Origin of the sequence: Roseburia intestinalis L1-82 (assembly GCF_900537995.1) — a bacterium.
Taxonomy (GTDB): domain Bacteria; phylum Bacillota; class Clostridia; order Lachnospirales; family Lachnospiraceae; genus Roseburia; species Roseburia intestinalis.
In genome coordinates this window covers 3,270,423-3,294,536 of record NZ_LR027880.1, presented here as the reverse complement: position 1 = coordinate 3,294,536, position 24,114 = coordinate 3,270,423, and the positions used below count along the sequence as shown (strand labels likewise).

Genomic DNA, 24,114 nt, shown 5'->3' with positions numbered 1-24,114 from the left:
TGAAGGAGAATGCAGATGTTAACATTAGACAAGTTTGAAGAAGCAAGTGAGAAAGTAAAAGAAGTCACCTTAGAAACAAAACTGGTATATTCAGATTTCTTAAGTGAGCAGACAGGAAATAAGGTATATTTAAAACCTGAGAATATGCAGTTTACCGGTGCATACAAAGTGCGCGGAGCTTATTACAAGATCAGCACACTGACAGAGGCAGAGCGTAAAAAAGGACTCATTACCGCCTCAGCAGGAAATCATGCGCAGGGTGTTGCCTACGCAGCAAAATGTTATGGATGTAAAGCTGTCATCGTGATGCCGACAACGACACCTTTAATTAAGGTAAACCGTACCAAGAGTTATGGTGCAGAGGTTGTTCTCTGCGGAGATGTTTACGACGAGGCCTGTCAGAAAGCCTACGAACTGGCAGAGGAAAAAGGATATACGTTCATTCATCCGTTCGATGATCTTGCAGTTGCAACCGGACAGGGAACGATCGCAATGGAAATCTTTAAAGAGCTGCCGCTTGTGGAATATATTTTAGTTCCGATCGGCGGAGGCGGACTTGCAACAGGTGTATCCACACTTGCAAAACTGTTAAATCCAAAGATCAAAGTGATTGGTGTGGAACCGGCAGGTGCAAACTGTATGCAGGCTTCTTTCAAAGCAGGAAAAGTAACGACTCTGCCGAGCGTCAACACGATCGCAGACGGTACTGCGGTAAAGACACCGGGCAGCAAGATCTTCCCATATATCAAAAAGAATTTAGATGATATCATCACAGTAGAAGATGATGAACTGGTTGTTGCATTCCTTGATATGGTAGAAAATCATAAAATGGTTGTGGAAAACTCAGGTCTTCTTACGGTAGCAGCGTTGAAACATTTAGGTGTAAAAGATAAGCGTGTCGTATCGATCTTAAGCGGTGGTAACATGGATGTGATCACAATGTCTTCCGTGGTACAGCAGGGACTTATTTTCCGTGACCGTATCTTTACGGTATCCGTGCTTCTTCCGGATAAGCCGGGCGAATTGTCAAAAGTAGCCGCAACGATTGCAGCAGAGCAGGGGAATGTGATCAAGTTAGAGCATAATCAGTTTGTCAGCACAAACCGTAATGCAGCCGTGGAGCTTCGTATTACTTTAGAGTGTTTTGGTACAGATCACAAAAATCAGATCATCAAAGCATTGGAGAAAAATGGTTATAAACCGAAATTAGTCAGAGCAAGTCTGTAGAATTGCGTTTCGGATATCAGAACCGGATCATAAAATGAAAAATGGTTAAAAAATAAGGAATTTCGTTCATTGCAAAACGAAATTCCTTATTTGTTATGAAACAGTATGCTCGTACAATATGTGGTCCGGCGTATGCGGCCAAATAGTCAGTGTCAGGATACTGTGTAAGACTGACCTGTCATATCCAGGCTGTTAATGTCTGCACCGGAGTGATTTACGTGAAGACCAAGATTGAAGCCAGAACCGCCATCCGGGTTAAAGCTGACAGTCACGGAATTGCCGGAAATAGAAGTAGACGCAGAGTATCCGGCAACCTCGACCTGATCGATCGGTGTATTAAAGGAAAGTGTCAGGGCGACATTGCCTGCCACGTTATTCCAGTTCACGGCAACCAGACCTTTTCCGCCACCTGCCCATCTGTCCCATACTCCCATATAGGTTGCGGTTACGGAACCGGCTGCACCGGCTGCGCCGCTTGCAAGATAGATGCCTTCTGTATGTTCAGGTGTCAGATAAATTGCAGGTTTCTGATATTTATTTTTCATGAGAACCTCCATTCCTGCGCATGATTTACGCAAGCAAAAAAGTTTTTATTTTAGGTTTAGCTCATTATAAACAGGGAAAAAAAGTGTTGTCAATACTGTTATAGGAAAAAAGTCATGTTTTAAGAAAAAATAAATACTGGTGTCAAGAAAAAATGCTTGACACCCATTCTTTTTTATGATAATCTATGCAAGGTGCTGATGTGAGAGTACAGATTGGGATATGAGATGGAAGAAAAGATTGAACAGGCGTATCTATATGATTTCTATGGAGAGCTTTTAAACGAACACCAGAGAAAGATATATGAAGATTTTGTGTTCAATGATCTCTCACTCGGTGAAATCGCGGATGAAGAAGGAATCAGCCGTCAGGGTGTACATGATATGGTAAAGCGGTGTACGAAGACCTTAGAAGGATATGAGAGCAAGCTTCATCTGATCGAAAAATTCCAGACCGCAAGAGGTATGGTGACAAAGATTCACACGTTGACCAAAGAGTTCTATAAGAACCATGACGAGGCAGTGTTAGAAGAGATCGAACAGATCTCCAACCAGATATTAGAGGAGCTATAGATGGCATTTGACAGTTTATCCGAAAAACTCCAGAATGTATTCAAAAACCTGAGAAGCAAAGGGCGTTTGACAGAAGATGATGTGAAGGCTGCTTTAAAGGAAGTTAAGATGGCTCTTTTAGAGGCCGATGTCAATTTCAAGGTAGTCAAGCAGTTTGTCAAAGATGTGCAGGAGCGTGCGATCGGACAGGACGTGATGAACGGACTGAATCCGGGACAGATGGTCATCAAGATCGTAAACGAAGAGATGGTCCGCCTGATGGGTTCCGAGACGACAGAGATTGCACTTCGTCCGGGCAAAGAACTGACGATCATTATGATGGCAGGTCTTCAGGGTGCTGGTAAGACGACTACGACAGCAAAGATTGCCGGAAAGTTAAAAGCCAAAGGCAAGAAAGTACTGCTTGCGGCATGTGATGTATATCGTCCGGCGGCGATTGAACAGTTACAGATCAACGGTGAAAAACAGGGAGTGGAAGTATTCTCCATGGGAGATAAAAATACTCCTGTGAACATTGCAAAGGCTGCGGTAGAGCATGCCACAAAGAATGATTTTAATGTGCTGATCATCGATACGGCAGGACGTCTTCATGTGGATGAGGACATGATGGCCGAATTGATTCAGATAAAAGAAAATGTTGCGGTATCACAGACCATATTAGTGGTCGATGCCATGACAGGACAGGATGCAGTCAATGTTGCAAAGACCTTCGATGAGAAGATCGGAATTGACGGCGTAGTACTCACCAAACTGGATGGTGACACCAGAGGTGGTGCGGCACTCTCAATAAGAGCGGTGACCGGCAAACCGATTCTTTACGCAGGTATGGGAGAAAAGCTTTCTGATTTAGAGCAGTTTTATCCTGACCGTATGGCATCGAGAATCCTTGGAATGGGTGATGTGCTGACACTCATTGAGAAGGCACAGAACGAGCTTGACGAGGAGAAAGCCAAAAAGCTTGAAGAAAAGATGCGCAAGAATGAATTTGACTTTGAGATGTATTTAGAGTCCATGAGTCAGATGAAAAAAATGGGCGGTCTTTCCAGTATCCTTGGCATGATGCCGGGACTTGGCGGCGGTAAGATGCCTGAGATTGACGAGGGAGCGGCTGAGAAGAATATGGCACGCACTGAGGCGATCATTTTCTCAATGACAGTCGAGGAGAGACAGAATCCATCATTGCTCAATCCGAGCAGAAAGCGTAGAATCGCACAGGGGGCGGGCGTGGATATCGCAGAGGTCAACCGTCTTGTAAAACAGTTTGACCAGGCGAAGAAAATGATGAAACAGATGCCCGGCATGATGAAAAAAGGTAAAAAGGGAATGTTTAAAGGACTTCCTTTTTAATAAATGAACAGCAAAAATTTAAGGAGGTGAAAGTAATGGCAGTAAAGATCAGATTAAGAAGAATGGGACAGAAGAAAGCACCTTTCTATCGTATCGTAGTTTCTGATTCCAGATCCCCGAGAGATGGAAAGTTCATCGAAGAGATTGGAACATATGATCCGACTAAAGATCCGAGCGAGTATCATGTAAATGAGGACTTAGCAAAGAAATGGTTAGCAAACGGAGCTCAGCCAACAGATACCGTAGCAAGAATTTTCAAAAATGCTGGTATTGAGAAATAGGATCAGTGAGGTGGACCTATGAAAGAATTAGTAGAAGTAATTGCCAAGGCACTTGTTGATTGCCCGGACGAAGTTGTTGTGACTGAGACCGAGAATGAAAAAGCAATCGTATTAGAGCTGCGCGTTGCACAGTCTGATATGGGTAAGGTAATCGGCAAACAGGGACGTATTGCGAAAGCGATTCGTTCTGTTGTGAAGGCTGCTGCCTCAAAAGAAGAGAAAAAAGTGATTGTGGAGATTATGCAGTAATCTTCGCAGTAAACCGGCGTGATCATGAACATGGTGCAGCCGGTTTTTTTTCTATCAGAGAAGAATAGAGGGGGATAAAAATGAGAGATATTACAAAAAAATGCTCTATATTTTTATTGACATTACTGTTGGCTGTACAGATACCGGTATTGACAAGTGCCAGGGAAATAGTGACAGACACAGGAAACTATACAGTATTTACCGAAGATAATGAGTCAGATAAGACAGCAGATATCGTAAAAGAATACTGTAAAGGTGCTTCCACGAAAATGAGTTTTAGGGGAAAACTGACACAGGTATACTGCCCAAAGAAAAGTACAACTTATATATATAGAGTGAAAAATATGCCATCGAACGGAAGAATTACAAAAGTGAGCAGTTCAAATGGAAAAGTGGCAAAGATTTCAATAGGTGACAATAATGTCCGGATCAAACCGTTAAAGGTGGGAAAATCAACGATTAAAGTGACGGTAAAAACAGGAAGGCTCCTGACAACTTTTACATCACAACTGACTGTTTATAAATGGAGTAATCCGGTTGCAAATTATAAAATAGGAAACAAACAAATAAAAAACCAGTTTAAAAATACCAATATTTATAATTATAAGCTTGGAAGCAAAAAAACATTAAAGTTTGATGTAAAGGCAAAAACAGGCTGGAAGATGACATCATTTACTTATTATGACAAGCTTGGAAAAAGTACATCTTATCTATCTTCTTCAAAGAAAATCAAACTGGAAAAGGGTGGTTCCGTGCAGATTAATTTTACAAATCAGAAAACAGGTCTGGTTGAGAATGTTGTAATCTGGATCAAATAACAGAATGAAAAATTTTATGAAAATAAGATTTTTCACACGCAGGAATGGAGATTTTATGGAGAATTTACTTCAGGTAGGTGTCATAACAACGACACACGGTGTGCGTGGGGAGGTCAAGGTATTTCCGACCACAGATGATGCGGCACGCTTTAAAAAATTAAAACAGGTAATCTTAGACACAGGAAAAGAACACCTTGCATTGGAAATTGCCGGGGTAAAGTTCTTCAAAAATATGGTAATACTCAAGTTTAAGGGATATGACAATATCAATGATGTGGAGATGTTCCGCAAAAAAAGTCTCTATGTGACCAGGGAAAATGCCGTAAAGTTAAAGAAAAATGAGTATTTTATAGCAGATCTCATCGGTCTTAAAGTGATCTCAGATGAGGGTGAAGATTTGGGAGAGCTGACTGATGTACTGCAGACAGGGGCGAATGATGTCTATGTGATCAGCAAAGAGGGTGCGGATGATATTTTACTTCCGGCGATCAAAGACTGTGTAAAACAGGTGGACATCGAGGGCGGTACGATGCAGGTACATCTGCTTGACGGCTTAAGAGACTTAAACAGCAGGCGGGAGGAAGCATGAATTTCTACATTATGACATTGTTTCCGGATATGGTCATGCAGGGATTAAATACCAGTATTATCGGCAGGGCAGCGGAAAAGGGACTGCTTACGATCGAGGCGGTAAATATCCGGGACTATACGATCAATAAACACAAAAAGGTGGATGATTATCCATATGGCGGTGGTGCAGGAATGCTGATGCAGGCACAGCCGGTCTATGATGCGTGGAGATCGATCGTCGATAAAATCGGGACAAAACCGCGTACAATTTACCTCACACCGCAGGGACCGACTTTTACACAGCAGGCGGCAAAGTCATTTGCAAAAGAAGAAAATCTGATTTTTTTATGTGGACATTATGAGGGGATTGATGAGCGTGTCTTAGAGGAGATCGTGACCGACTATGTCTCGATTGGTGACTATGTCTTAACCGGAGGAGAACTTCCGGCGATGGTCATGGTGGATGCGATTTCCCGTATGGTGCCGGGGGTGCTGACAAATGATGAATCCGGTTCTACGGAGTCATTTGAGGGAGATTTGTTAGAGTACCCGCAGTACAGCCGTCCGGAGGAGTGGATGGGAAAAAAAGTTCCTCCGGTATTGCTGTCCGGAAATCATAAACTTGTGGATGAATGGCGCAGGGAGCAGTCGATCATCCGCACGAAAGAACGCCGTCCGGATCTGTTTGCGCGTGCAGAGCTGACAGAAAAAGAGCGGAAAAAGTGGCGTTAAAAATAAAAATAAAATTTGTTTACAATCACAAACTTATGTGATATACTATAACAGTTGTGAATAAAAATAGATGGTCCTCTGTTACGAATTCGCGTATTAAGAACATCCAAATTATCAGGAGGTCACAAAATGAACGCAAGTGAAATCATTAAGAACATTGAAACAGCACAGTTAAAAGCAGAAGTACCGGAGTTCCGTGTTGGTGATACTGTAAAAGTTTACGGTAAGATCAAAGAGGGTAACCGTGAGAGAATCCAGGTATTCGAGGGTACTGTACTTAAAAAACAGGGCGGAAGCAACCGTGAGACATTTACTGTAAGAAAAATCTCTAACGGTGTCGGCGTAGAAAAAACATGGCCGTTACATTCTCCGAACGTTGAGAAAGTAGAAGTAGTTCGTCAGGGTAAAGTAAGACGTGCAAAATTATTCTACTTAAGAGATCGCGTTGGTAAGAAAGCAAAAGTAAAAGAGTTAGTAAAATAGTAGATGTAAGCGAAAAGCTGCAGTGGAGACACTGCAGCTTTTTTGGTTTGCGCGCCATGGGCGCGCTCTAATGGGTGAAAGTCCCGAACACGCCTAGGCAACGAGGAAGTGTATAGCAGAACAGCAAGGGTGTCCATCGTGAGGTGGAATCTGAAGGAAGCTGTAAGCAAACTCTTGGTCCGACGGACAGAAATCACATATAAGGCTCGGAAATACGGATAAGTCTGCCAAAAGAGATGAAGTCCTAAAGTTGCTGGAAGTACGAGTAGATGTGGCGGATAGATGAGAGGAAAGAGCGTGCACCTTAAGCGTGGAGGTCTCACAGGGGTTTCATTAGCCTAGTAACAACGAACTGTGAGAAGTCAGCCGAGCCCATAGTAGTGAAGAAGTCTCTGTAATGGAGATAGAGCAAAGGGGCGAACAATCAATAAGTTTGAGTATGTCTCGTATTGCAGAAGAGATAACATCTGCCGTAACCAATCGGGTAAAAGATGGTCAAATCAAGCGGGACGGAAAGGAAAGAACGCATGGACACAAGTAGTCTAATGGAGCAGATACTATCTAACGATAATCTCAACAGAGCATATCTGCAAGTCGTACGAAACAAAGGTGCCGAGGGAGTAGACGGAATGAAGTACACAGAACTCAAGGAATATCTTGCAAAGAACGGCGAAATTATCAAGGAACAGTTGAGGATAAGAAAATATAAACCTCAACCAGTACGAAGAGTGGAGATACCAAAGCCTGATGGTGGTGTCAGAAACCTGGGAGTACCGACAGTAACAGACAGATTCATACAACAAGCTATTGCACAGGTTTTAACACCAATCTATGAGGAACAATTCCATGACCATAGCTATGGATTCAGACCGAACAGATGTGCACAGCAAGCAATCCTTACAGCACTCGATATGATGAATGACGGAAATGATTGGATTGTAGACATTGACTTGGAAAAGTTCTTTGACACAGTAAATCATGACAAACTTATGACTATCATAGGTAGAACTATTAAAGATGGAGATGTTATCTCTATTGTCAGAAAATACCTAGTCAGTGGAATCATGATTGACGATGAGTATGAGGATTCTATCGTGGGAACACCTCAAGGTGGAAATCTCTCGCCATTATTGGCAAATATTATGCTGAACGAACTAGACAAGGAAATGGAAAAGAGAGGACTTAACTTTGTACGGTATGCGGATGACTGTATCATTATGGTCGGAAGTGAAATGTCTGCGAATAGAGTTATGAGAAATATCTCACGATTCATTGAGGAAAAACTAGGACTTAAAGTCAATATGACGAAGAGCAAAGTAGATAGACCAAGAGGAATTAAATACCTTGGGTTTGGATTCTACTACGATACAAGTGCACAGCAATTCAAGGCGAAACCACATGCAAAATCAGTAATGAAGTATAAGAAGAGGATGAGGGAACTCACTTGTCGTAGCTGGGGCGTTAGCAACAGCTATAAAGTAGAGAGACTTAATCAGCTTATCAGAGGATGGATTAACTACTTTAAGATAGGTAGTATGAAAACTCTCTGTAGAGAACTTGATGGAAACATTAGATATAGAATACGCATGTGTATTTGGAAACATTGGAAAACACCACAAAACAAAGAGAAGAATTTGGTTAAACTCGGCGTTCCAAGATGGGCGGCACATAAAGTGGCAAATACTGGCAATCGGTATGCACACATGTGTCACAATGGATGGATACAAAAGGCTATAAGCACAAAGAGACTAACTTCATTTGGATTAGTCTCAATGTTAGATTACTACACCGAAAGGTGTGTTACTTGTTAAGTTGATTGAACCGCCGTGTACCGAACGGTACGCACGGTGGTGTGAGAGGTCGGGAAATCACTCAGATTTCCCTCCTACTCGATTGATTAGATGAAAAGCCGTATTCGGATCAGTACAGGGAATGTGTTGCACAGGCAAAAAGTTCGAAAGTAGAACTTGAGGCGTGGATGAAGCAGAATCTCTTTGATAAGTGATTAATACCCCCAATTGATTATTTTCTTTGTGATACTTTTCAATTTCTTCTGCAAATCTGTTTTCAACATCCTTGTCATAGCGAAGTTCTGTAAGTGTGCAACCTTCAAAATCTTTTGCAAATTTTTTCTCTATGACATCAAATGCTTCATTGATTGAATTTTCACCATAGAGTGCAGAGTAACCAACAACACGATTAATATTTGATACATTTCCTCTGTTTCCAGTCAATACAAGGACTGCTGCCAAAACTAAAATTACTAATACAGCACATATTGCAATTATGCTTTTCTTCTTCATACAATCACATTCCTTTGTCAAATTCCAATCCGTCAGATTATTTCTTATTGTACCATATAGCAGGATAGAAGTAAAAAGTTATTATCTGGTATCAGAGCATAAGATAACATTCTTTTAAACGAGTCTCTTGAATGGAGGGGATAGGACTGCTATAATCCTACATAGAAAATGTCTGGTTACACAATAGGTGTGAACAGCAGCAATGTCTGAAATTTTATAATCAGGAGGAGAACCAACGATGAAATACATCCAACAACTAAGCCGCCAGCTCGCCTTAGACTACTGTTGCACCCCCGCAGACATCCTCGACCAAGGAAACCACTTCACCGAATACCGCAGTCTCGAAGGACGGCGCAGATTCGAAGACCAGGACAACTGTGCCCTGAAAATAACCGCTGTCAACAGAAAACTGATTTTCACCGGAAAAAAGGAGATCATAGAACTCTGCCGCGAAAAATACGAAACCTGCCCCGGCGCATGGTTTATGGATGTCGGAAACTTCCGGGAACTGGATCACATCTTAAAACCATACGGCTGCCAGTTAAAAACAGCACATCCGTTTTTCCTGCCGGAGACAGAGAGTGTTGCAAAAGAAACGGGGTTTGAGATCCGAACATATGACCGTGGGGAGATCCTGCAGTTTGCAGGGGACAACCGGTTTGACGAGGCATTCTGCTTTGACGAAAAATCACCCGATATGCTGGGAGTGGCAGCGATTTCAGACGGAAAGATCATCGGCATGGCGGGGGCAAGCGCAGATAGTCCTCTGTTCTGGCAGATCGGGATCAATGTGGAAAAAGAGGCGGAGTGCAGACATATCGCGTCCACTTTGGTCACAATTTTAAAAGAAGAGATAGAGAAATTGGGAAAAGTGCCGTATTATGGAACCAGTATGTCAAATCTTGCGTCACAGCGGGCAGCGGTGAATGCAGGATTTCGCGTGGCATGGGTGGAACTTCTGGCGGAAGCTAAAATATGAGATAAGCCTGTAAAATCAATGATTTTGGGACCAGAATTATGGATAAAAAATATCAGATTAGGTGAGACAATATTTTTTGATTCCAGGTAAACAAAAAATGCTTGCATGACCTATCACACAATGCTATACTGTATGACAGTTAGATAACGTTAACTTGTATTTTGAATGCAAAGTGAGGAGTAAGGACATGTTTAAAATTAATGACAATTACCAGAAACTTCCGGGAAGTTATTTATTTTCTACCATTGCAAAGAAAGTAAGCGCATATTCTGCAGCAAATCCGGACAAACAGATCATCCGTCTTGGTATCGGTGATGTGACACAGCCGATCGCGCCGGCTATTATCGATGCAATGCACAAAGCAGTCGATGAGATGGGACATGCAGAAACATTCCACGGTTATGCACCGGATCTTGGATATGACTTTTTAAGAAATGCCATTGTGGCAAATGATTACAAAGCAAGAGGATGCGATATCTCTGCTGACGAAGTTTTTGTATCTGACGGAGCAAAGAGTGATTCCGGAAATATCCAGGAAATTTTTGCACAGGATAATAAGATCGCTGTCTGTGATCCTGTATATCCGGTTTATGTGGATTCCAACGTTATGGCTGGAAGAACCGGCACTTATGATGCAGATACACAGATGTGGAGTGATGTGATCTATATGCCTTGTACCAGTGATAATAATTTTGTACCGGAGCTTCCGAAAGAGACACCGGATGTTATTTATCTGTGTCTGCCGAATAACCCGACCGGAACAACGATCACGAAATCACAGTTACAGGAATGGGTAGATTATGCAAACAAAGTCGGTGCAGTGATCATCTACGATGCAGCTTATGAGGCATATATCAGTGAGGATGATGTGGCACATTCCATCTATGAGTGTGAGGGAGCAAAGACCTGTGCGATTGAGCTTCGCAGTTTTTCTAAAAATGCAGGATTTACCGGAGTACGTCTTGGATTTACGGTTGTTCCAAAAGAATTAAAATGCGGGGATGTCTCCTTAAATGCGATGTGGGCAAGACGCCACGGAACAAAGTTTAACGGTGCGCCTTATATTGTACAGCGTGCCGGTGAGGCAGTTTACTCCGATGCCGGAAAAGCACAGTTAAAAGAGCAGGTCGGTTATTATATGAAGAATGCAAAAGCCATCAAGGAAGGTCTGACGAAAGCCGGCTATACTGTATTTGGCGGTGTAAACGCACCATATATATGGTTAAAAACACCGGATCAGATGTCTTCCTGGGATTTCTTTGATTATCTGCTTGAAAATGCCAATGTGGTTGGTACACCGGGATCCGGATTTGGACCGAGCGGTGAGGGATATTTCAGACTGACAGCATTTGGTACTTACGAGAATACACTTGCAGCTATGGAGCGGATCCAGACACTGTAAGATTTAATGGTAAAATAAAAACGGGCAGAACCACCTTTGGTTCTGTCTGTTTTAGCATATTAAAACAAAAGAATGATCCACAATGGTGGACAGGAGACGAAATGGAATACTGTAAATTACAGATTGGCTGCATGATCATTGTCCTTTATGTGGCGTGTATTTATATCAGAGAAAAACAGATTTATCAGATGAAACGGAAAAACGTGTTGTTTGAGACAATTTTGGCTGCAGGGATTGTCGGTATTTTCTTTGATGGAGCAACTGCCTATACTGTCAATCATTTAGCGGAGATACCGGCTTCTGTCAACACATTTTTACATCTGTGTTTTCTTTCTTTTCTGGATATTTTTGTGTTTTTGATGTTTTTATATATGTACGATATTACAAGAGGACTGCCACAGAAAAGAGGGGAACGCATCGGACTTTTCCTGCCTCTTCTGATCAATATTGTGGTTGTGATCGTATTTATGCCACAGCTTGAGTATCGCAAAGGAACGTTTACCAACTATTCGATGGGAATGTCTGCATATACCTGTTTTGCAATGGTGGCGTTGTATGTACTTGCTGCGAGTGGTATTTTTCTGCACAGCTGGAAGAATCTTGAGAGACATAAGCAGATTGCGATATCTACTTATTTGTTAGTGACAATCGGGGTGACGGCATATCAGATGTTTTTCCCGGAGGCACTGCTGACGAGTCTGGTTCCGGCGGTTGTGATCGTGGGAATTTATCTGAATCAGGAGACACCGCTCTATGCGAAACTCCAGAAAAACAATGAAGAGATGGTGATGGGGTTTGCGACACTTGTGGAGAACCGTGATGACAATACGGGAGGGCATATCCGCCGTACAACTGCGTATGTGAAATTGCTGGCAGAGGAACTTCGAAGCCGCGGTTTTTATAAGGAGCAGCTTACAAAAGATTATGTGGCAAATCTTGTGATGGCGGCACCAATGCATGATGTTGGTAAGATTGCAATACCGGATGCAATTTTGCAGAAGCCGGGGAAACTGACGGATGAAGAGTTTGAAATTATGAAGACACATGCCCAAAAAGGCGGAAAGATCATCCGGGAGACATTCGGGCATCTGGGAAATGATGCGTACGAAGAGATGGCATATGAAGTGGCAGCACATCACCATGAGAAATGGAATGGGCGCGGATATCCGGATGGACTGAAAGAGACAGAAATCCCATTGTGCGCCAGGATCATGGCTGTCGCGGATGTATTTGATGCAGTATCGGCAAAACGTTGTTACAGGGATGCAATGCCGCTGGATCAGTGTTTTCATATTATAGAAGAGGGACGTGGCAGGGATTATGATCCGGTTTTAGTGGATGTCTTTATTGAAATTGAGGATAAGATCAGAAAAGTTTATGAGGAAAGTAAGGCAGAATAAGAGGGGGTTTTTGCAGAAAGATGGATCGGTCGATTTTTAGGATCAAAAGGACAAAGACTCTGCATCAGGATTGGAAACACAAAAAGTCTGCCGAGTTAGAGAAGCAGAGGCGGGATATTTTAGAAGAAAAGAGAAAATTAGAAGAGGATCGTCGAAACTTCGAGCGGGAAAAAAGAGAATTTTCCACACACTGTCAGCTTGAAAAAGACAGTATGAAGCGGGAAAAACAGTTGTTTGAGACAAAGTGGAAGATTTTAGAGGAAGAACTTTCGCAGCTCGCAGATGAAAAGATCCAGATGAAAAAACAGCGGGATTTTTATAAATATGTCAGAGAACAGGAAGCACGTGATATGCTGACGGTGGGGACGGAAAATGTGGTACGCGGGGAATTGTTTTTCATCGGTGTGGAAAGTAAGAGTGCCTTAAAGAAAAGGTATAAACAGCTGCTAAAAATCTATCATCCGGACAATCTCTGTGGGGATACGGAGACACTTCAGGAGATCAACCGTGAGTATGACAGGCTGTTGAAGCAGTATGAGCTGAAGCAGGAACAGAGTGATACATAAATGTTTGCGTGGGGCAGTTACTGTTCACTCCTTACCAGTCGCTCCGGTAATGTGGGGCATTCTGTTGTTTCTGACAGTGGAAAACAGGAATTGCATCGTGGAAAATAATATGTTAGTATAACGAAGTAAAGTGATACAAAACGAAAGTAAAAGCAGAAAACAGGAGCTGTATTTACAGACCTGATATGCGTATTGAGGGCGCAGGAAAGGAGTTTTATGTATATTACATGTTTGGATGTAGAGGGAGTATTAGTACCGGAGATCTGGATCGCATTTGCAGAGGCAAGCGGAATTCCGGAATTAAAGAAAACGACCCGTGATGAGCCGGATTATGATAAACTGATGAAATGGAGACTTGGAGTTTTAAAAGAACATGGACTCGGTTTAAAAGAGATCCAGGACGTTATCAGAACGATCGATCCGCTGCCGGGTGCGAAAGAGTTTTTAGACGAACTCCGCTCTTTCACACAGGTGATCTTAATCAGTGATACCTTTACCCAGTTTGCATCTCCTTTGATGGAGAAATTAGGCTGGCCGACGTTATTCTGTAATTCTTTGGAAGTTGCAGAAAATGGTGAGATCACAGGCTTTAAGATGCGTGTGGAACAGTCAAAATTAACAACAGTAAAAGCACTGCAGTCGATCGGATTTGACACGATCGCAAGTGGAGATTCCTATAACGATCTTGGAATGATCCAGGCGAGTAAGGCAGGATTTTTATTCCGTTCCACCGATAAGATCAAGGCGGATTATCCGGATATTCCGGCATATGAGACCTATGAGGAACTGCTCAGTGCGATAAGGAAAGCAATGGTGGATTAGAGAAGCGATAAAAAACAGCATTGGAGAGGAGAATTTGTATGAAAAGAACAATTCATGTGAAACCGGCTGCACCGCAGTATTCCGTGATTACAAACATCACATTTGCACAGACAGATGCATGGTTCGGACACACCACGCAGGATCTTCGTATGGATTTGATTTATCCGGAAGATACGGCACACGATTATCCCTGTATTGTCTGGATCTGTGGCGGTGCATGGCTGAGCATTGACAAGTCTGCACATCTGGCATATCTGAGCGAACTTGCGAGAGCAGGTTTTGTGGTGGCATCCGTACAGTACCGGACCAGCAATGAAGCAAAATTTCCGGCACAGCTCTGTGATGTAAAAGCGGCGATCCGCTATCTGCGTGCGCACGCCGCAAGGTATCACATCGACGAAGCACATATTGGGGTGATGGGAGAATCAGCGGGGGGATATTTAACCTGTATGGCGGCATTATGCGATGATCCGGCATATGAGGTGGGAGAATATCTTTCTTATTCCAGCAAAGTGCAGGCAGCGTGCCCATGGTATCCTCCGACAGACTTCAGAGGTTTTCTATACGAAAACGAGGAACAGTGTGCAGCATCCCCAGAGTCATTGCTGATGGGAAAAAATGCGATGCGCAATCCCAGGGAGGCGCTTGCATGCTGCCCGGTCAGCTTTGTGACCAAAGATGCTCCGCCATTTTTTATTATCCATGGAAAATGTGATAAGACGGTACCATTTACACAGGGAGTGGAACTACATGATGAACTTGAAAAAGAGGGCAGTGATGTCACACTTTTAGAGATCGAGGACGCAGACCATGCGGATATCCGTTTCTTCCAGGAAGAGATCTGGCAGGAAATCATAACTTTTTTTAAAACAAAATTATAAAAAGAAAACAGCAGCAGATTCTTCAAAGATGGAAAAATGGAGAATTTTACTGTCTGAAAAAATGGGCATATAGCAGAAAATTGTTTGCTATATGCCATTTTCAACCCATTTGCGTCTATAAATTACCGCCTCGATATTATTCACAAGGTCTGGCGAAATTTATTAAGCTGGATAAACAAGATGTGCATCATCAATGTCATACAGTGTGTTCTCTAAATAACGGCTGGCAAGATAATTTGCCATGCCAAGGTTCATATCTAAGTAGTTACCGCAGTCCTTTGGAGAGGCACCAGGTACTTCGTCATGAAAATCGCGGATAAATTCAAACATTTCTATGATGAGCCCTACGATATCTTTGGATGTGTAATTGCCTGCGAGCAGCAGATAAAATCCGGTGCGGCATCCCATCGGTCCGAAATAGATCGTTTTATCCTTATAAAGAGGATGATTTCTTAAAAATGTGGCACCAAGATGCTCGATCGTGTGTACTTCTGCGGTATTCATAACCGGTTCATCGTTTGGGGAAGTCATGCGCAGATCGAATGTAGTGATGACTTCGGAGCCGACGGTATCTTTTCTTGATACATAGACACCAGGTTCTAATTTAATATGATCAATCGTAAAACTTGCTATTTTTTCCATAAGATTCCTCCATGTTTGCGTTTAAAATATTGTTACAGTAATGACCTGACCGGAAATGTGCAGCAGTAAAAGTAATTTTTATCCTCTTTCTATTGCTTTTTTTGCGGCGGACAATGTATTATGAAACTACCATAAAACAGATATTATAGTTCGTCAAGAAAAATTAAACAGGAAAAAGGGAGAAAATAAATACGATGGGCAATTATGATTTTACAAAACAGCCATCTCTTCTGATCCAGGGAGCCATGGATACAGAGACGGCATATTTCATAGAACATTTAGAGGAATATGAGTGCGTCACGATTGGAAACTGGAAGTTTCACACGGGATTTCTCGGTGCAAAAAGAGAGCCTGTCATCATTTCAAAGACATTTCAGGGAATGGTCAATGCTGCGGCAGCGACAAGCCTTGCACTGGCATACTTTAAGCCATGGGCGGTGATCAATCAGGGAATCGGCGGAGGCCACGATAAAAAATTTCACAGAGGGGACATCGTGCTTGGAGAAAAGGTCGTTCCGATGGGATCAATCGCATATGCATTTTCTGAGGAGGGAGCGGGAATTGATGGAAAAAGTTTTTCACTGCTTCCGGTGGAAATTTTTTACCGCGAAACGGGAAAGACAAAAAAAGTGACAGAGTATCCGTGTGACGGAAAACTGCTGAAAGCGGCGGAGCAGGTAAAAACGAAATATCATACCGGCCGTGGGGTGATTGGTTCCGGGGATGAGTGGAACAACCAGCTTGACCGGATTGCACTTTTAAGAGAGCGGTATCATACAGCCGTGGAAGATATGGAGTCGGCGGCGGCAGCCCAGCTTTGCCTTTCTTATGGAGTACCGTTTCTTGGCGTGCGGATCCTGTCAAATTCTATCGTAAATGGAGAAAAGTTTGATGAAGCGGTCGGAATCGACGGACAGAAATTCATGTTATCACTGATAGACCAGATGAGAGAATATATGTAGGAATACAGCAAATATACGGCAATACTTTCTTTTGACAAAAAAGTGTGCTATACTACCTACTCAGAAAAATGAATATTTATACACGAAAACGAGGAGAAAAAGACCATGAAGAAAACAGGTAAACGTTTACTTGCAGCCATGCTTTTATTCTGTACCATACTGATCGGTGCAGCAGGCTATGAAGTGATGGCAGCAGATGAGGCACAGAGCACGGAAAGTACATCTGAAACCGTGAATTCTGCAGATGATCTGCCGGGAAAAAGAATCGGTGTCCAGCTTGGTACTACAGGAGATATTTATGTCAGTGATTACGAGAGCGATGGCTCCGGCACCGTGGTGGAGCGTTACAACAAAGGTGCGGATGCGATCCAGGCATTAAAACAGGGAAAGATTGACTGCGTTGTCATTGATGAGCAGCCTGCGATTAAGTTCGTAGAGCAGAACACAGGAATCCGTATCTTAGATGAAGAATTTACCCTTGAGGAATATGCATTTGTAATTGCAAAAAGTAATACAGAGCTTTTAGATAAGGTCAACAGTGCTCTGGAAAAATTAGAAGCAGATGGTACGATCGCAGATATTCAGAAAAATTATATCGGCACTGAGGATGAGATTGGAAAGTTTCCGTATGAATCTAAAGATGTCAGCCATGAAAATGGAACTCTGACGGTTGGAACAAATGCAGAGTTTCCACCATATGAGAGCTATGAAGATGGACAGATCGTGGGAATCGATATGGATATCATGCGTGCTGTCAGTGATGAACTTGGTATGGAATTAAAGATCGAGGATATGGCGTTTGACTCGATTATTCCGGCAATCTCAACAGGCAAAGTTGATATCGGAGCTGCCGGCTTTACCGTGACAGAAGAGCGGAAAAAGAATGTTAATTTTACGGATACTTATACGACATCAAAACAGGTTATCATTGTAAAAGATGATACGGTAACTTCTGAAAAAGTGGGACTTGGTGAGAAATTTTATGACAACTTTGTAAAAGACAGCCGCTATGTGTACTTGTTAAAAGGTCTTGGAAATACACTTTTGATTACAGTGCTGGCATTGTTAGTCGGTGTTGTATTTGGATTTCTGATCGCAATCGTCCGTACCAACCATGACAGAAACGGTGGGCTGACTATCTTAAATGCACTCTGTAAGCTTTATCTGACCATTGTGCGCGGAACACCTGTCATGATCCAGCTTTTGATCATTTATTATGTTATTTTCCAGAGTATTGACACCGGAAAAATTGTTGTGGCAGTCATTGCATTCGGTTTAAACTCTGCAGCATACGTTGCTGAGATCGTACGTTCCGGAATCATGGCAGTGGATATCGGACAGTTTGAAGCCGGACGAAGCCTGGGTCTTAATTACAAGCAGACCATGATGTCGATCATCCTGCCGCAGGCGGTAAAAAATATCCTGCCGGCACTCTGCAATGAGTTTATCAGTCTTTTAAAAGAGACGTCCATCAGTGGCTACATCGGCCTTATGGATCTGACCAAAGGTGGAGATATCATACGAAGTGTAACTTATGAGGCATTTATGCCGCTGATCGCAGTTGCCCTGATTTACCTTATCATGGTAATGGGACTGAGCAAAGTGGTAAATCTGTTAGAAAGGAAGTTAAGAAGCAATGAGCGATAATACAGTCATTCTTGAGGTAAATGATCTGCATAAATCCTATGGAGATCACGAAGTATTAAAAGGTATCTCCACAACCATCAAAAAAGGAGATGTTCTGGCACTGATCGGTCCATCCGGCTGCGGAAAATCAACTTTCCTGCGTTCTCTAAATCTGCTTGAGGTTCCGACAAGTGGTCATGTATTGTTCGAGGGCACAGACATGACAGACGCATCCGTGGATATCAATCATGTCCGTGAAAAAATCGGAATGGTATTTCAGCAGTTTAATCTGTTCCCGAATATGACTATCCGTGAAAATATTATGCTGGCTCCGGTCAAACTCGGAAAAATGACCAAAGAGGAAGCTGCGAAAAAGGCGGAAGACCTCTTAGCACGCATCGGACTCGCCGACAAAGCAGATGCCTACCCGGCGCAGCTTTCCGGTGGACAGAAACAGCGTATTGCCATCGTGCGTTCCCTTGCCATGAACCCGGACATCATTTTATTCGATGAACCGACATCTGCACTCGATCCGGAGATGGTCGGCGAGGTACTTAACGTTATGAAAGAACTTGCGGCAGACGGCATGACCATGGTAGTCGTCACACATGAGATGGGATTTGCCCGCGAGGTTGCAAACCGTGTCATGTTCATCAATGATGGTGTTATCCAGGAGGAGAACACTCCACAGGAGATCTTTTCAAATCCGAAGAGTCCGCGACTGCAGGAATTTTTATCCAAAGTATTGTAATCCAATAGACCGGCTGGGGTATCCCTGCCGGTTGTTTTACTTTTACAGGGCATTAGCGGAGCGTGCATTCTATGATTTGAGCAATATCGTCGGTAGATCTTGCAGCCTGAGCCTGTCTGATCACATCTTCTTTCTCCGTGTCTGTCATTCCGGAAAAACATTTCATCGCATTTTCGTTTCGTCCTAACAGCATTCCAAATCCTGGTGGGATATCGTCTTTTTCGAAGTGCATTGCGTGTTTCCTCCTTTTTTTGGGGTTATGAGTCAAAAGGTGTATGGGGGTAGTGAGTGGTAAATTGCGCAAAGCTGATTCTGGTTTTGTTTCCGTTGTACGAAAATAAGAAAAACCATTCTCAGCTTTGCGCGATTTACCACCCCCGGACCGCTACTGCCACAAACTACTGATCCTCTTTTTCCTAACACCCCACAGTATCCCCATCCCCAAAAGAAAAAATACGTTTATTTTGCCAAATCCCCGATTTTGTGTTATCATACCAAATAGCTATGTGTAAACGGAAATATACTCTATGGCACACAGCCTGACAGCAGATATCAGGCTTGTGTCTGAATAGTAACCATGGAGAAGCAGCACAGAAATGGAGAATTTGTATGAAGTGGAATAAATATACAATAGAAACGACAACTGCAGCGGAAGATTACATGAGTGCCATGCTGGCAGATTTAGGGATCGAGGGAGTGGAGATTGAAGACAATATTCCGCTTTCCAAGGAAGACCAGGCGGATATGTTCATCGACTTTCTGCCGGAACTTCCACCGGATGACGGTGTGAGTCACGTCAGCTTTTATTTGGAGGATAATGGAGAGGACTACACGGAATTATTAAAACAGGTCAAAATCGCACTTGAAGATCTCCGCAAGATCGTGGATGTCGGAAGCGGCGTCATCACCTCTGACCAGACGGAAGACCTTGACTGGATCAACAACTGGAAAAAGTTTTTCAGCTCATTTTACATTGAGGATATTTTGATCAAACCAACCTGGGAAGAATTAAAAGAGGAAGATAAGGACAAATTCTTAATTGAGATCGATCCTGGTGTTTCTTTTGGAACCGGAAAACATGAAACAACGCAGCTGTGTATCTGCCAGCTTTTAAAATATATCCGTGGTAATGCGGAATATACACCGGAGAATAAAACACCGAAAGTATTAGATGTCGGCTGCGGAAGTGGAATTCTTTCCATCGTGGCATTAAAACTTGGTGCATCCGAGGTGGTTGGAACTGACCTTGACCCGGATTGCATGACTTCGACACATGAGAATTTTGAGGTTAACCATTTAGACAGCAGACTTGGAATATTTTATGTCGGCAACCTGATCGACGACGTAGAACTGCAGGAGAAAGTCGGTACAGAGGAGTATGATATTGTTGTTGCAAATATTCTTGCAGATGTCATTATTCCAATGGCTCCGGTCATTCCGGCGCGCCTGAAAAAAGGCGGTTACTTTATCACTTCAGGTATCATTGATTTCAAGGAAGATCAGGTGAAAGAAGCGATTGAAAAAGCAGGTCTTACCGTGGTTGAGATCAATCATCAGGGTGAGTGGGTCAATATCACCGCACAGAAGAGATAAGCAGCGTAATCAGCAGCAACGAACAGAAAGGCATTAGAAAAATGTATCAGTTTTTTGTGGAGAGCGGACAGATCGGGAAAGATTCTGTGATGATCGAGGGCAGTGATGTCAATCATATCAAAAATGTACTGCGCATGAAGCCGGGAGAAAAGATCCGCATCAGCGGACCGGCAAGGGAAAATTATTTCTGTGAAATTGCAGAAATCGAGGATTCCTTTGTGCGCGCGTCGATTTTAGAAAAAGACGAGACCGGAACCGAACTGCCGAACCGGATCTATCTGTTTCAGGGACTGCCGAAAAATGACAAGATGGAACTGATCATCCAAAAGGCGGTCGAACTTGGTGTGTATGAGATCATCCCGGTTGCAATGAAAAACTGTGTGGTGAAACTGGATGCAAAAAAGGCGGCGGCAAAGACAGCACGCTGGCAAGGCATTGCGGAGAGTGCAGCAAAACAGTCAAAGCGCAGTCTGATCCCAAAAGTTTCAGAACCTGTGAGCTATAAAGAAGCTGTGGCATATGCAATGAAACTTGACCAAAAGCTGGTTCCCTATGAAAATGAGCGCGGCATGGCGGCAACGAGAGAGGCGGTAGAGGCGGTCAGACCGGGAGAGTCCATCGGTATTTTTATCGGACCGGAGGGCGGTTTTGCACCGGAAGAAATCGAAGCGGTAAAAGGTGAGATGAAACTGATCTCACTTGGCAGCCGTATCCTTCGCACCGAGACGGCAGGATTTACGACACTTGCGATCCTGATGTATCATATCGAAACGTCGTGCCTGGAAAAATCAAATTAGCCTGACTGTGATTTAGCGGCCGAATGAATTTGTTTCAAAATTGATGGGCGCGGACATACACAGAATGAAAACAGTGCGAAGAGATAGCGCAGAAATGAAGATTAAAATGCAACATATATAAAGTTTTGTGCACACAGAGAAAAATGTGCAGAACAGGAGTAACAAAATGCAGGCATATCTGGATAATTCAGCAACGACACGCTGCAGTGAACGTGCGAAAGATCTGATGGTAAAAGTGTTGATGGAGGATTATGGAAATCCTTCGTCACTTCATACAATGGGAGTTGTGGCGGAACGTTATATCAAAGAGGCAAAAGAGCGGATTGCAAAAACACTAAAAGCGGATGAAAAAGAAATCCTTTTTACCTCAGGTGGTACAGAATCAAATAATATGGCACTGATTGGAACGGCGCTTGCAAATAAACGCGCGGGAAACCATATTATCACAACATCGATCGAGCATGCATCGGTGCTTTCACCGCTGGCATATTTAGAAGAACAGGGTTTTCGTGTGACTTATCTTACGGTAGACGAAAACGGACAGATCTCACTGGATGAACTGCGCGATGCAGTCTGTGAGGACACGATCCTTGTATCCATGATGATGGTCAATAATGAGATCGGTGCGGTAGAACCGATTGCAGAGGCTGCAAAAATCGTAAAAGAAAAGAATCCGAATACGATCATCCATGTGGATGCGATTCAGGCATATGGAAAATACCGTATCTGTCCGAAAAAACTTGGGATTGATCTGCTCTCGGTCAGCGGTCACAAAATTCATGCGCCAAAGGGAACCGGATTTTTATATATCAAAGACAAAACAAAGATTAAACCGATTATTTACGGCGGCGGACAGCAGAAAGGCATGCGCTCCGGCACAGAGAATGTTCCTGGAGCAGCGGCACTTGGAGAGGCTGCCATGGAGATCTACGAGAATTTTGATGAAAAGATTGCACATATGTATGCGTTGAAAAAGCACTTTATTGAGGAAGTGACAAAGATCGAGGGTGTGACGATTAACGGAAAGACCGGTGAGGATTCTGCACCGCAGATTGTAAGCGTCACGATCCAGGGCGTGCGGAGCGAAGTCATGCTGCATTCACTTGAGGAAAAAGAAATTTATGTCTCCGCGGGAAGTGCCTGCTCATCAAATAAACCGGCACCGAGTAAAACCCTGCAGGGAATCGGACTGAAAAAAGCGGATTTAGAGGGAACGATCCGTTTCAGCTTCTGTGTCAATACAACGGAAGCGGAAATTGATTATGCGATCGAACAGTTAAAAGAAATCATTCCGTTCCGCAGGAAATTTACCAGACATTGATCGTAAAGATAGAAAGGGAAAAAATATGTACAAAGCATTTTTGATAAAATATGCAGAAATTGCAATCAAAGGAAAAAACCGTTATCTGTTTGAGGATGCATTAGTCAGCCAGATGAATCATGCGTTAAAGAAAGTAGACGGAACTTTCCGCATCCGCAAGGAGCAGGGAAGAATCTATATCGAGATGGATGGCGAATATGATTACGACGAGGCGGTAGAAGCATTAAAATGTGTATTTGGTATCGTCGGAATCTGTCCGGTTGTTATTTTAGAGGACGAGGGATTTGACAAATTAGCAGAAGAAGTGATCCATCATATTGATGAGGCTTATCCGGACAAGCATTTTACCTTCAAGGTAAATGCGAGAAGAGCGCGCAAAAATTATCCGCTTGAGTCCATGGAGATCAATGCACAGCTTGGAGAGCGCATTTTAAATGCATTCCCTGAGACACGCGTGGATGTGCACAAACCGGAAGTTGTGATCAACGTGGAGATCCGTAATCAGATCAATGTATATTCAACGGTTATTCCGGGACCGGGCGGTATGCCGGTCGGCACAAACGGAAAGGCAATGTTACTGCTTTCCGGTGGAATTGACAGCCCGGTTGCAGGTTATATGATCGCGAAACGCGGCGTGACGATCGATGCGACTTATTTCCATGCACCGCCTTATACCTCAGAGCGTGCAAAACAGAAGGTTGTGGATCTTGCAAAGATCGTTGCAAAATATTCCGGACCGATCAACTTGCATGTTGTCAACTTTACGGATATCCAGCTTTATATCTACGAGCAGTGTCCGCATGAGGAGTTAACGATCATTATGCGCCGTTATATGATGAAGTTAGCAGAGCATTTTGCAAAAGAAAATAAATGTCTGGGTCTGATCACAGGAGAAAGTATCGGTCAGGTGGCAAGCCAGACTATGCAGTCGCTTGCAGCGACAAATGAGGTCTGCACGATGCCGGTATACCGTCCGTTAATTGGTTTTGACAAGCAGGAGATTGTTGAGATCTCTGAGAAGATCGATGCATATGAGACATCGATCCTTCCGTTTGAGGACTGCTGTACCATTTTCGTTGCAAAACATCCGGTCACAAAACCGAGCCTGAATGTGATTCATAATGATGAGAAGAAACTTTCTGAGAAGATCGATGAATTGATGCAGAAAGCGATTGATACGGTCGAAGTGATCCATATCGAAGCGTAGAAAACGGGTTCCGGGGCGAAAGATGTGTCAGAAATGCAGG

27 protein-coding genes are annotated in these 24,114 nt (G+C 43.2%); 23 read left to right on the top strand and 4 right to left on the bottom strand.

All coding sequences use genetic code 11. The features are described from left to right. Positions 1–15 precede the first annotated feature (15 nt). Positions 16–1,227: a threonine ammonia-lyase gene (gene ilvA, locus RIL182_RS15550; protein ID WP_044999444.1), complete on the top strand. Its 1,212-nt coding sequence runs from the start codon at positions 16–18 to the stop codon at positions 1,225–1,227. Between the two features lie 152 nt (positions 1,228–1,379). Here ilvA and RIL182_RS15545 read toward each other — a convergent pair whose 3' ends face one another. Then, positions 1,380–1,772: a hypothetical protein gene (locus RIL182_RS15545; protein ID WP_015559917.1), complete on the bottom strand. Its 393-nt coding sequence runs from the start codon at positions 1,770–1,772 to the stop codon at positions 1,380–1,382. A gap of 225 nt (positions 1,773–1,997) precedes the next feature. On the opposite strand from RIL182_RS15545, the gene ylxM reads away from it, so the two are divergent. From ylxM to ltrA, 9 genes are all read left to right on the top strand, one after another. Then, on the top strand, positions 1,998–2,342 hold the full coding sequence (gene ylxM, locus RIL182_RS15540) for a YlxM family DNA-binding protein (protein ID WP_006858567.1): 345 nt from the start codon (positions 1,998–2,000) through the stop codon (positions 2,340–2,342). Next, positions 2,343–3,689 (top strand): signal recognition particle protein, encoded by a 1,347-nt coding sequence (gene ffh / locus RIL182_RS15535; RefSeq protein WP_006858541.1) that lies wholly within the window; start codon positions 2,343–2,345, stop codon positions 3,687–3,689. It abuts the gene before it with no gap. Positions 3,690–3,724: 35 nt separating this feature from the next. Beyond that, a complete protein-coding gene (gene rpsP / locus RIL182_RS15530) occupies positions 3,725–3,970 on the top strand; it encodes a 30S ribosomal protein S16 (RefSeq protein ID WP_006858540.1) in 246 nt (81 codons plus the stop codon). An 18-nt stretch (positions 3,971–3,988) separates the two neighbouring features. Then, positions 3,989–4,219, top strand: coding sequence for a KH domain-containing protein (locus tag RIL182_RS15525; protein ID WP_006858539.1), 231 nt, complete (start codon positions 3,989–3,991; stop codon positions 4,217–4,219). Between the two features lie 80 nt (positions 4,220–4,299). Next, the gene (locus RIL182_RS15520) at positions 4,300–5,037 is read left to right on the top strand and encodes an Ig-like domain-containing protein (protein ID WP_006858538.1); all 738 of its coding nucleotides are present in this window, start codon (positions 4,300–4,302) and stop codon (positions 5,035–5,037) included. A 55-nt stretch (positions 5,038–5,092) separates the two neighbouring features. Beyond that, the gene (gene rimM / locus RIL182_RS15515) at positions 5,093–5,626 is read left to right on the top strand and encodes a ribosome maturation factor RimM (protein WP_044999449.1); all 534 of its coding nucleotides are present in this window, start codon (positions 5,093–5,095) and stop codon (positions 5,624–5,626) included. Then, positions 5,623–6,339 carry a tRNA (guanosine(37)-N1)-methyltransferase TrmD gene (gene trmD, locus RIL182_RS15510; protein WP_006858536.1) on the top strand — a complete coding sequence of 239 codons (717 nt, stop codon included), beginning with the start codon at positions 5,623–5,625 and terminating at the stop codon, positions 6,337–6,339. The genes rimM and trmD overlap by 4 nt, the downstream gene beginning before the upstream one ends. Positions 6,340–6,468: 129 nt before the next feature. After that, entirely contained in the window at positions 6,469–6,822 is a 354-nt protein-coding gene (rplS, locus tag RIL182_RS15505; protein ID WP_006858535.1) for a 50S ribosomal protein L19, read from the top strand. A gap of 527 nt (positions 6,823–7,349) precedes the next feature. Next, on the top strand, positions 7,350–8,633 hold the full coding sequence (ltrA, locus tag RIL182_RS15500) for a group II intron reverse transcriptase/maturase (RefSeq protein WP_157351184.1): 1,284 nt from the start codon (positions 7,350–7,352) through the stop codon (positions 8,631–8,633). A gap of 57 nt (positions 8,634–8,690) precedes the next feature. Here ltrA and RIL182_RS15495 read toward each other — a convergent pair whose 3' ends face one another. Beyond that, positions 8,691–9,125: a hypothetical protein gene (locus RIL182_RS15495; RefSeq protein ID WP_006857941.1), complete on the bottom strand. Its 435-nt coding sequence runs from the start codon at positions 9,123–9,125 to the stop codon at positions 8,691–8,693. 238 nt (positions 9,126–9,363) lie between these two features. Between RIL182_RS15495 and RIL182_RS15490 the strand changes: the two genes are divergently transcribed. The 6 genes from RIL182_RS15490 (at position 9,364) to RIL182_RS15465 (ending at position 15,175) form a co-directional block, all read left to right on the top strand. Next, positions 9,364–10,104, top strand: a complete 741-nt coding sequence (locus tag RIL182_RS15490) for a GNAT family N-acetyltransferase (protein WP_006857940.1) — start codon at positions 9,364–9,366, stop codon at positions 10,102–10,104. Positions 10,105–10,291: 187 nt separating this feature from the next. Then, positions 10,292–11,506 carry an LL-diaminopimelate aminotransferase gene (locus tag RIL182_RS15485; RefSeq protein ID WP_006857939.1) on the top strand — a complete coding sequence of 405 codons (1,215 nt, stop codon included), beginning with the start codon at positions 10,292–10,294 and terminating at the stop codon, positions 11,504–11,506. Between the two features lie 101 nt (positions 11,507–11,607). Further along, positions 11,608–12,906, top strand: a complete 1,299-nt coding sequence (locus RIL182_RS15480) for an HD-GYP domain-containing protein (RefSeq protein ID WP_006857938.1) — start codon at positions 11,608–11,610, stop codon at positions 12,904–12,906. 20 nt (positions 12,907–12,926) lie between these two features. Continuing rightward, entirely contained in the window at positions 12,927–13,472 is a 546-nt protein-coding gene (locus tag RIL182_RS15475) for a hypothetical protein (RefSeq protein ID WP_006857937.1), read from the top strand. Between the two features lie 216 nt (positions 13,473–13,688). After that, on the top strand, positions 13,689–14,294 hold the full coding sequence (gene thrH / locus RIL182_RS15470) for a bifunctional phosphoserine phosphatase/homoserine phosphotransferase ThrH (RefSeq protein WP_006857936.1): 606 nt from the start codon (positions 13,689–13,691) through the stop codon (positions 14,292–14,294). 38 nt (positions 14,295–14,332) lie between these two features. Then, complete coding sequence (locus RIL182_RS15465; RefSeq protein ID WP_006857935.1) at positions 14,333–15,175, top strand: alpha/beta hydrolase; 843 nt, start codon at positions 14,333–14,335, stop codon at positions 15,173–15,175. A gap of 162 nt (positions 15,176–15,337) precedes the next feature. On the opposite strand, the gene RIL182_RS15460 is transcribed toward RIL182_RS15465, so the two are convergent. Continuing rightward, positions 15,338–15,817 carry an S-ribosylhomocysteine lyase gene (locus RIL182_RS15460; RefSeq protein WP_006857934.1) on the bottom strand — a complete coding sequence of 160 codons (480 nt, stop codon included), beginning with the start codon at positions 15,815–15,817 and terminating at the stop codon, positions 15,338–15,340. Positions 15,818–16,011: 194 nt separating this feature from the next. Between RIL182_RS15460 and RIL182_RS15455 the strand changes: the two genes are divergently transcribed. The 3 genes from RIL182_RS15455 to RIL182_RS15445 all read left to right on the top strand — a co-directional run bounded on the left by RIL182_RS15455 (position 16,012) and on the right by RIL182_RS15445 (position 19,156). Further along, a complete protein-coding gene (locus tag RIL182_RS15455; protein WP_006857933.1) occupies positions 16,012–16,779 on the top strand; it encodes a 5'-methylthioadenosine/S-adenosylhomocysteine nucleosidase in 768 nt (255 codons plus the stop codon). A 105-nt stretch (positions 16,780–16,884) separates the two neighbouring features. After that, the gene (locus tag RIL182_RS15450) at positions 16,885–18,426 is read left to right on the top strand and encodes an ABC transporter substrate-binding protein/permease (protein WP_006857932.1); all 1,542 of its coding nucleotides are present in this window, start codon (positions 16,885–16,887) and stop codon (positions 18,424–18,426) included. Continuing rightward, the gene (locus RIL182_RS15445; protein ID WP_015559928.1) at positions 18,416–19,156 is read left to right on the top strand and encodes an amino acid ABC transporter ATP-binding protein; all 741 of its coding nucleotides are present in this window, start codon (positions 18,416–18,418) and stop codon (positions 19,154–19,156) included. The genes RIL182_RS15450 and RIL182_RS15445 overlap by 11 nt, the downstream gene beginning before the upstream one ends. Positions 19,157–19,208: 52 nt before the next feature. Here the strand turns inward: RIL182_RS15445 and RIL182_RS15440 are convergent, their stop codons facing one another. After that, positions 19,209–19,388, bottom strand: coding sequence for a hypothetical protein (locus RIL182_RS15440; protein ID WP_006857928.1), 180 nt, complete (start codon positions 19,386–19,388; stop codon positions 19,209–19,211). 377 nt (positions 19,389–19,765) lie between these two features. Here RIL182_RS15440 and prmA point away from each other — a divergent pair, with 377 nt between their 5' ends. From prmA to thiI, 4 genes are all read left to right on the top strand, one after another. After that, entirely contained in the window at positions 19,766–20,749 is a 984-nt protein-coding gene (gene prmA, locus RIL182_RS15435; protein ID WP_006857927.1) for a 50S ribosomal protein L11 methyltransferase, read from the top strand. A gap of 41 nt (positions 20,750–20,790) precedes the next feature. After that, positions 20,791–21,546, top strand: coding sequence for an RsmE family RNA methyltransferase (locus RIL182_RS15430; protein WP_006857926.1), 756 nt, complete (start codon positions 20,791–20,793; stop codon positions 21,544–21,546). 166 nt (positions 21,547–21,712) lie between these two features. Then, positions 21,713–22,867 (top strand): cysteine desulfurase family protein, encoded by a 1,155-nt coding sequence (locus RIL182_RS15425; RefSeq protein ID WP_006857925.1) that lies wholly within the window; start codon positions 21,713–21,715, stop codon positions 22,865–22,867. A 25-nt stretch (positions 22,868–22,892) separates the two neighbouring features. Next, on the top strand, positions 22,893–24,074 hold the full coding sequence (thiI, locus tag RIL182_RS15420) for a tRNA uracil 4-sulfurtransferase ThiI (protein WP_006857924.1): 1,182 nt from the start codon (positions 22,893–22,895) through the stop codon (positions 24,072–24,074). Positions 24,075–24,114: the final 40 nt, after the last annotated feature.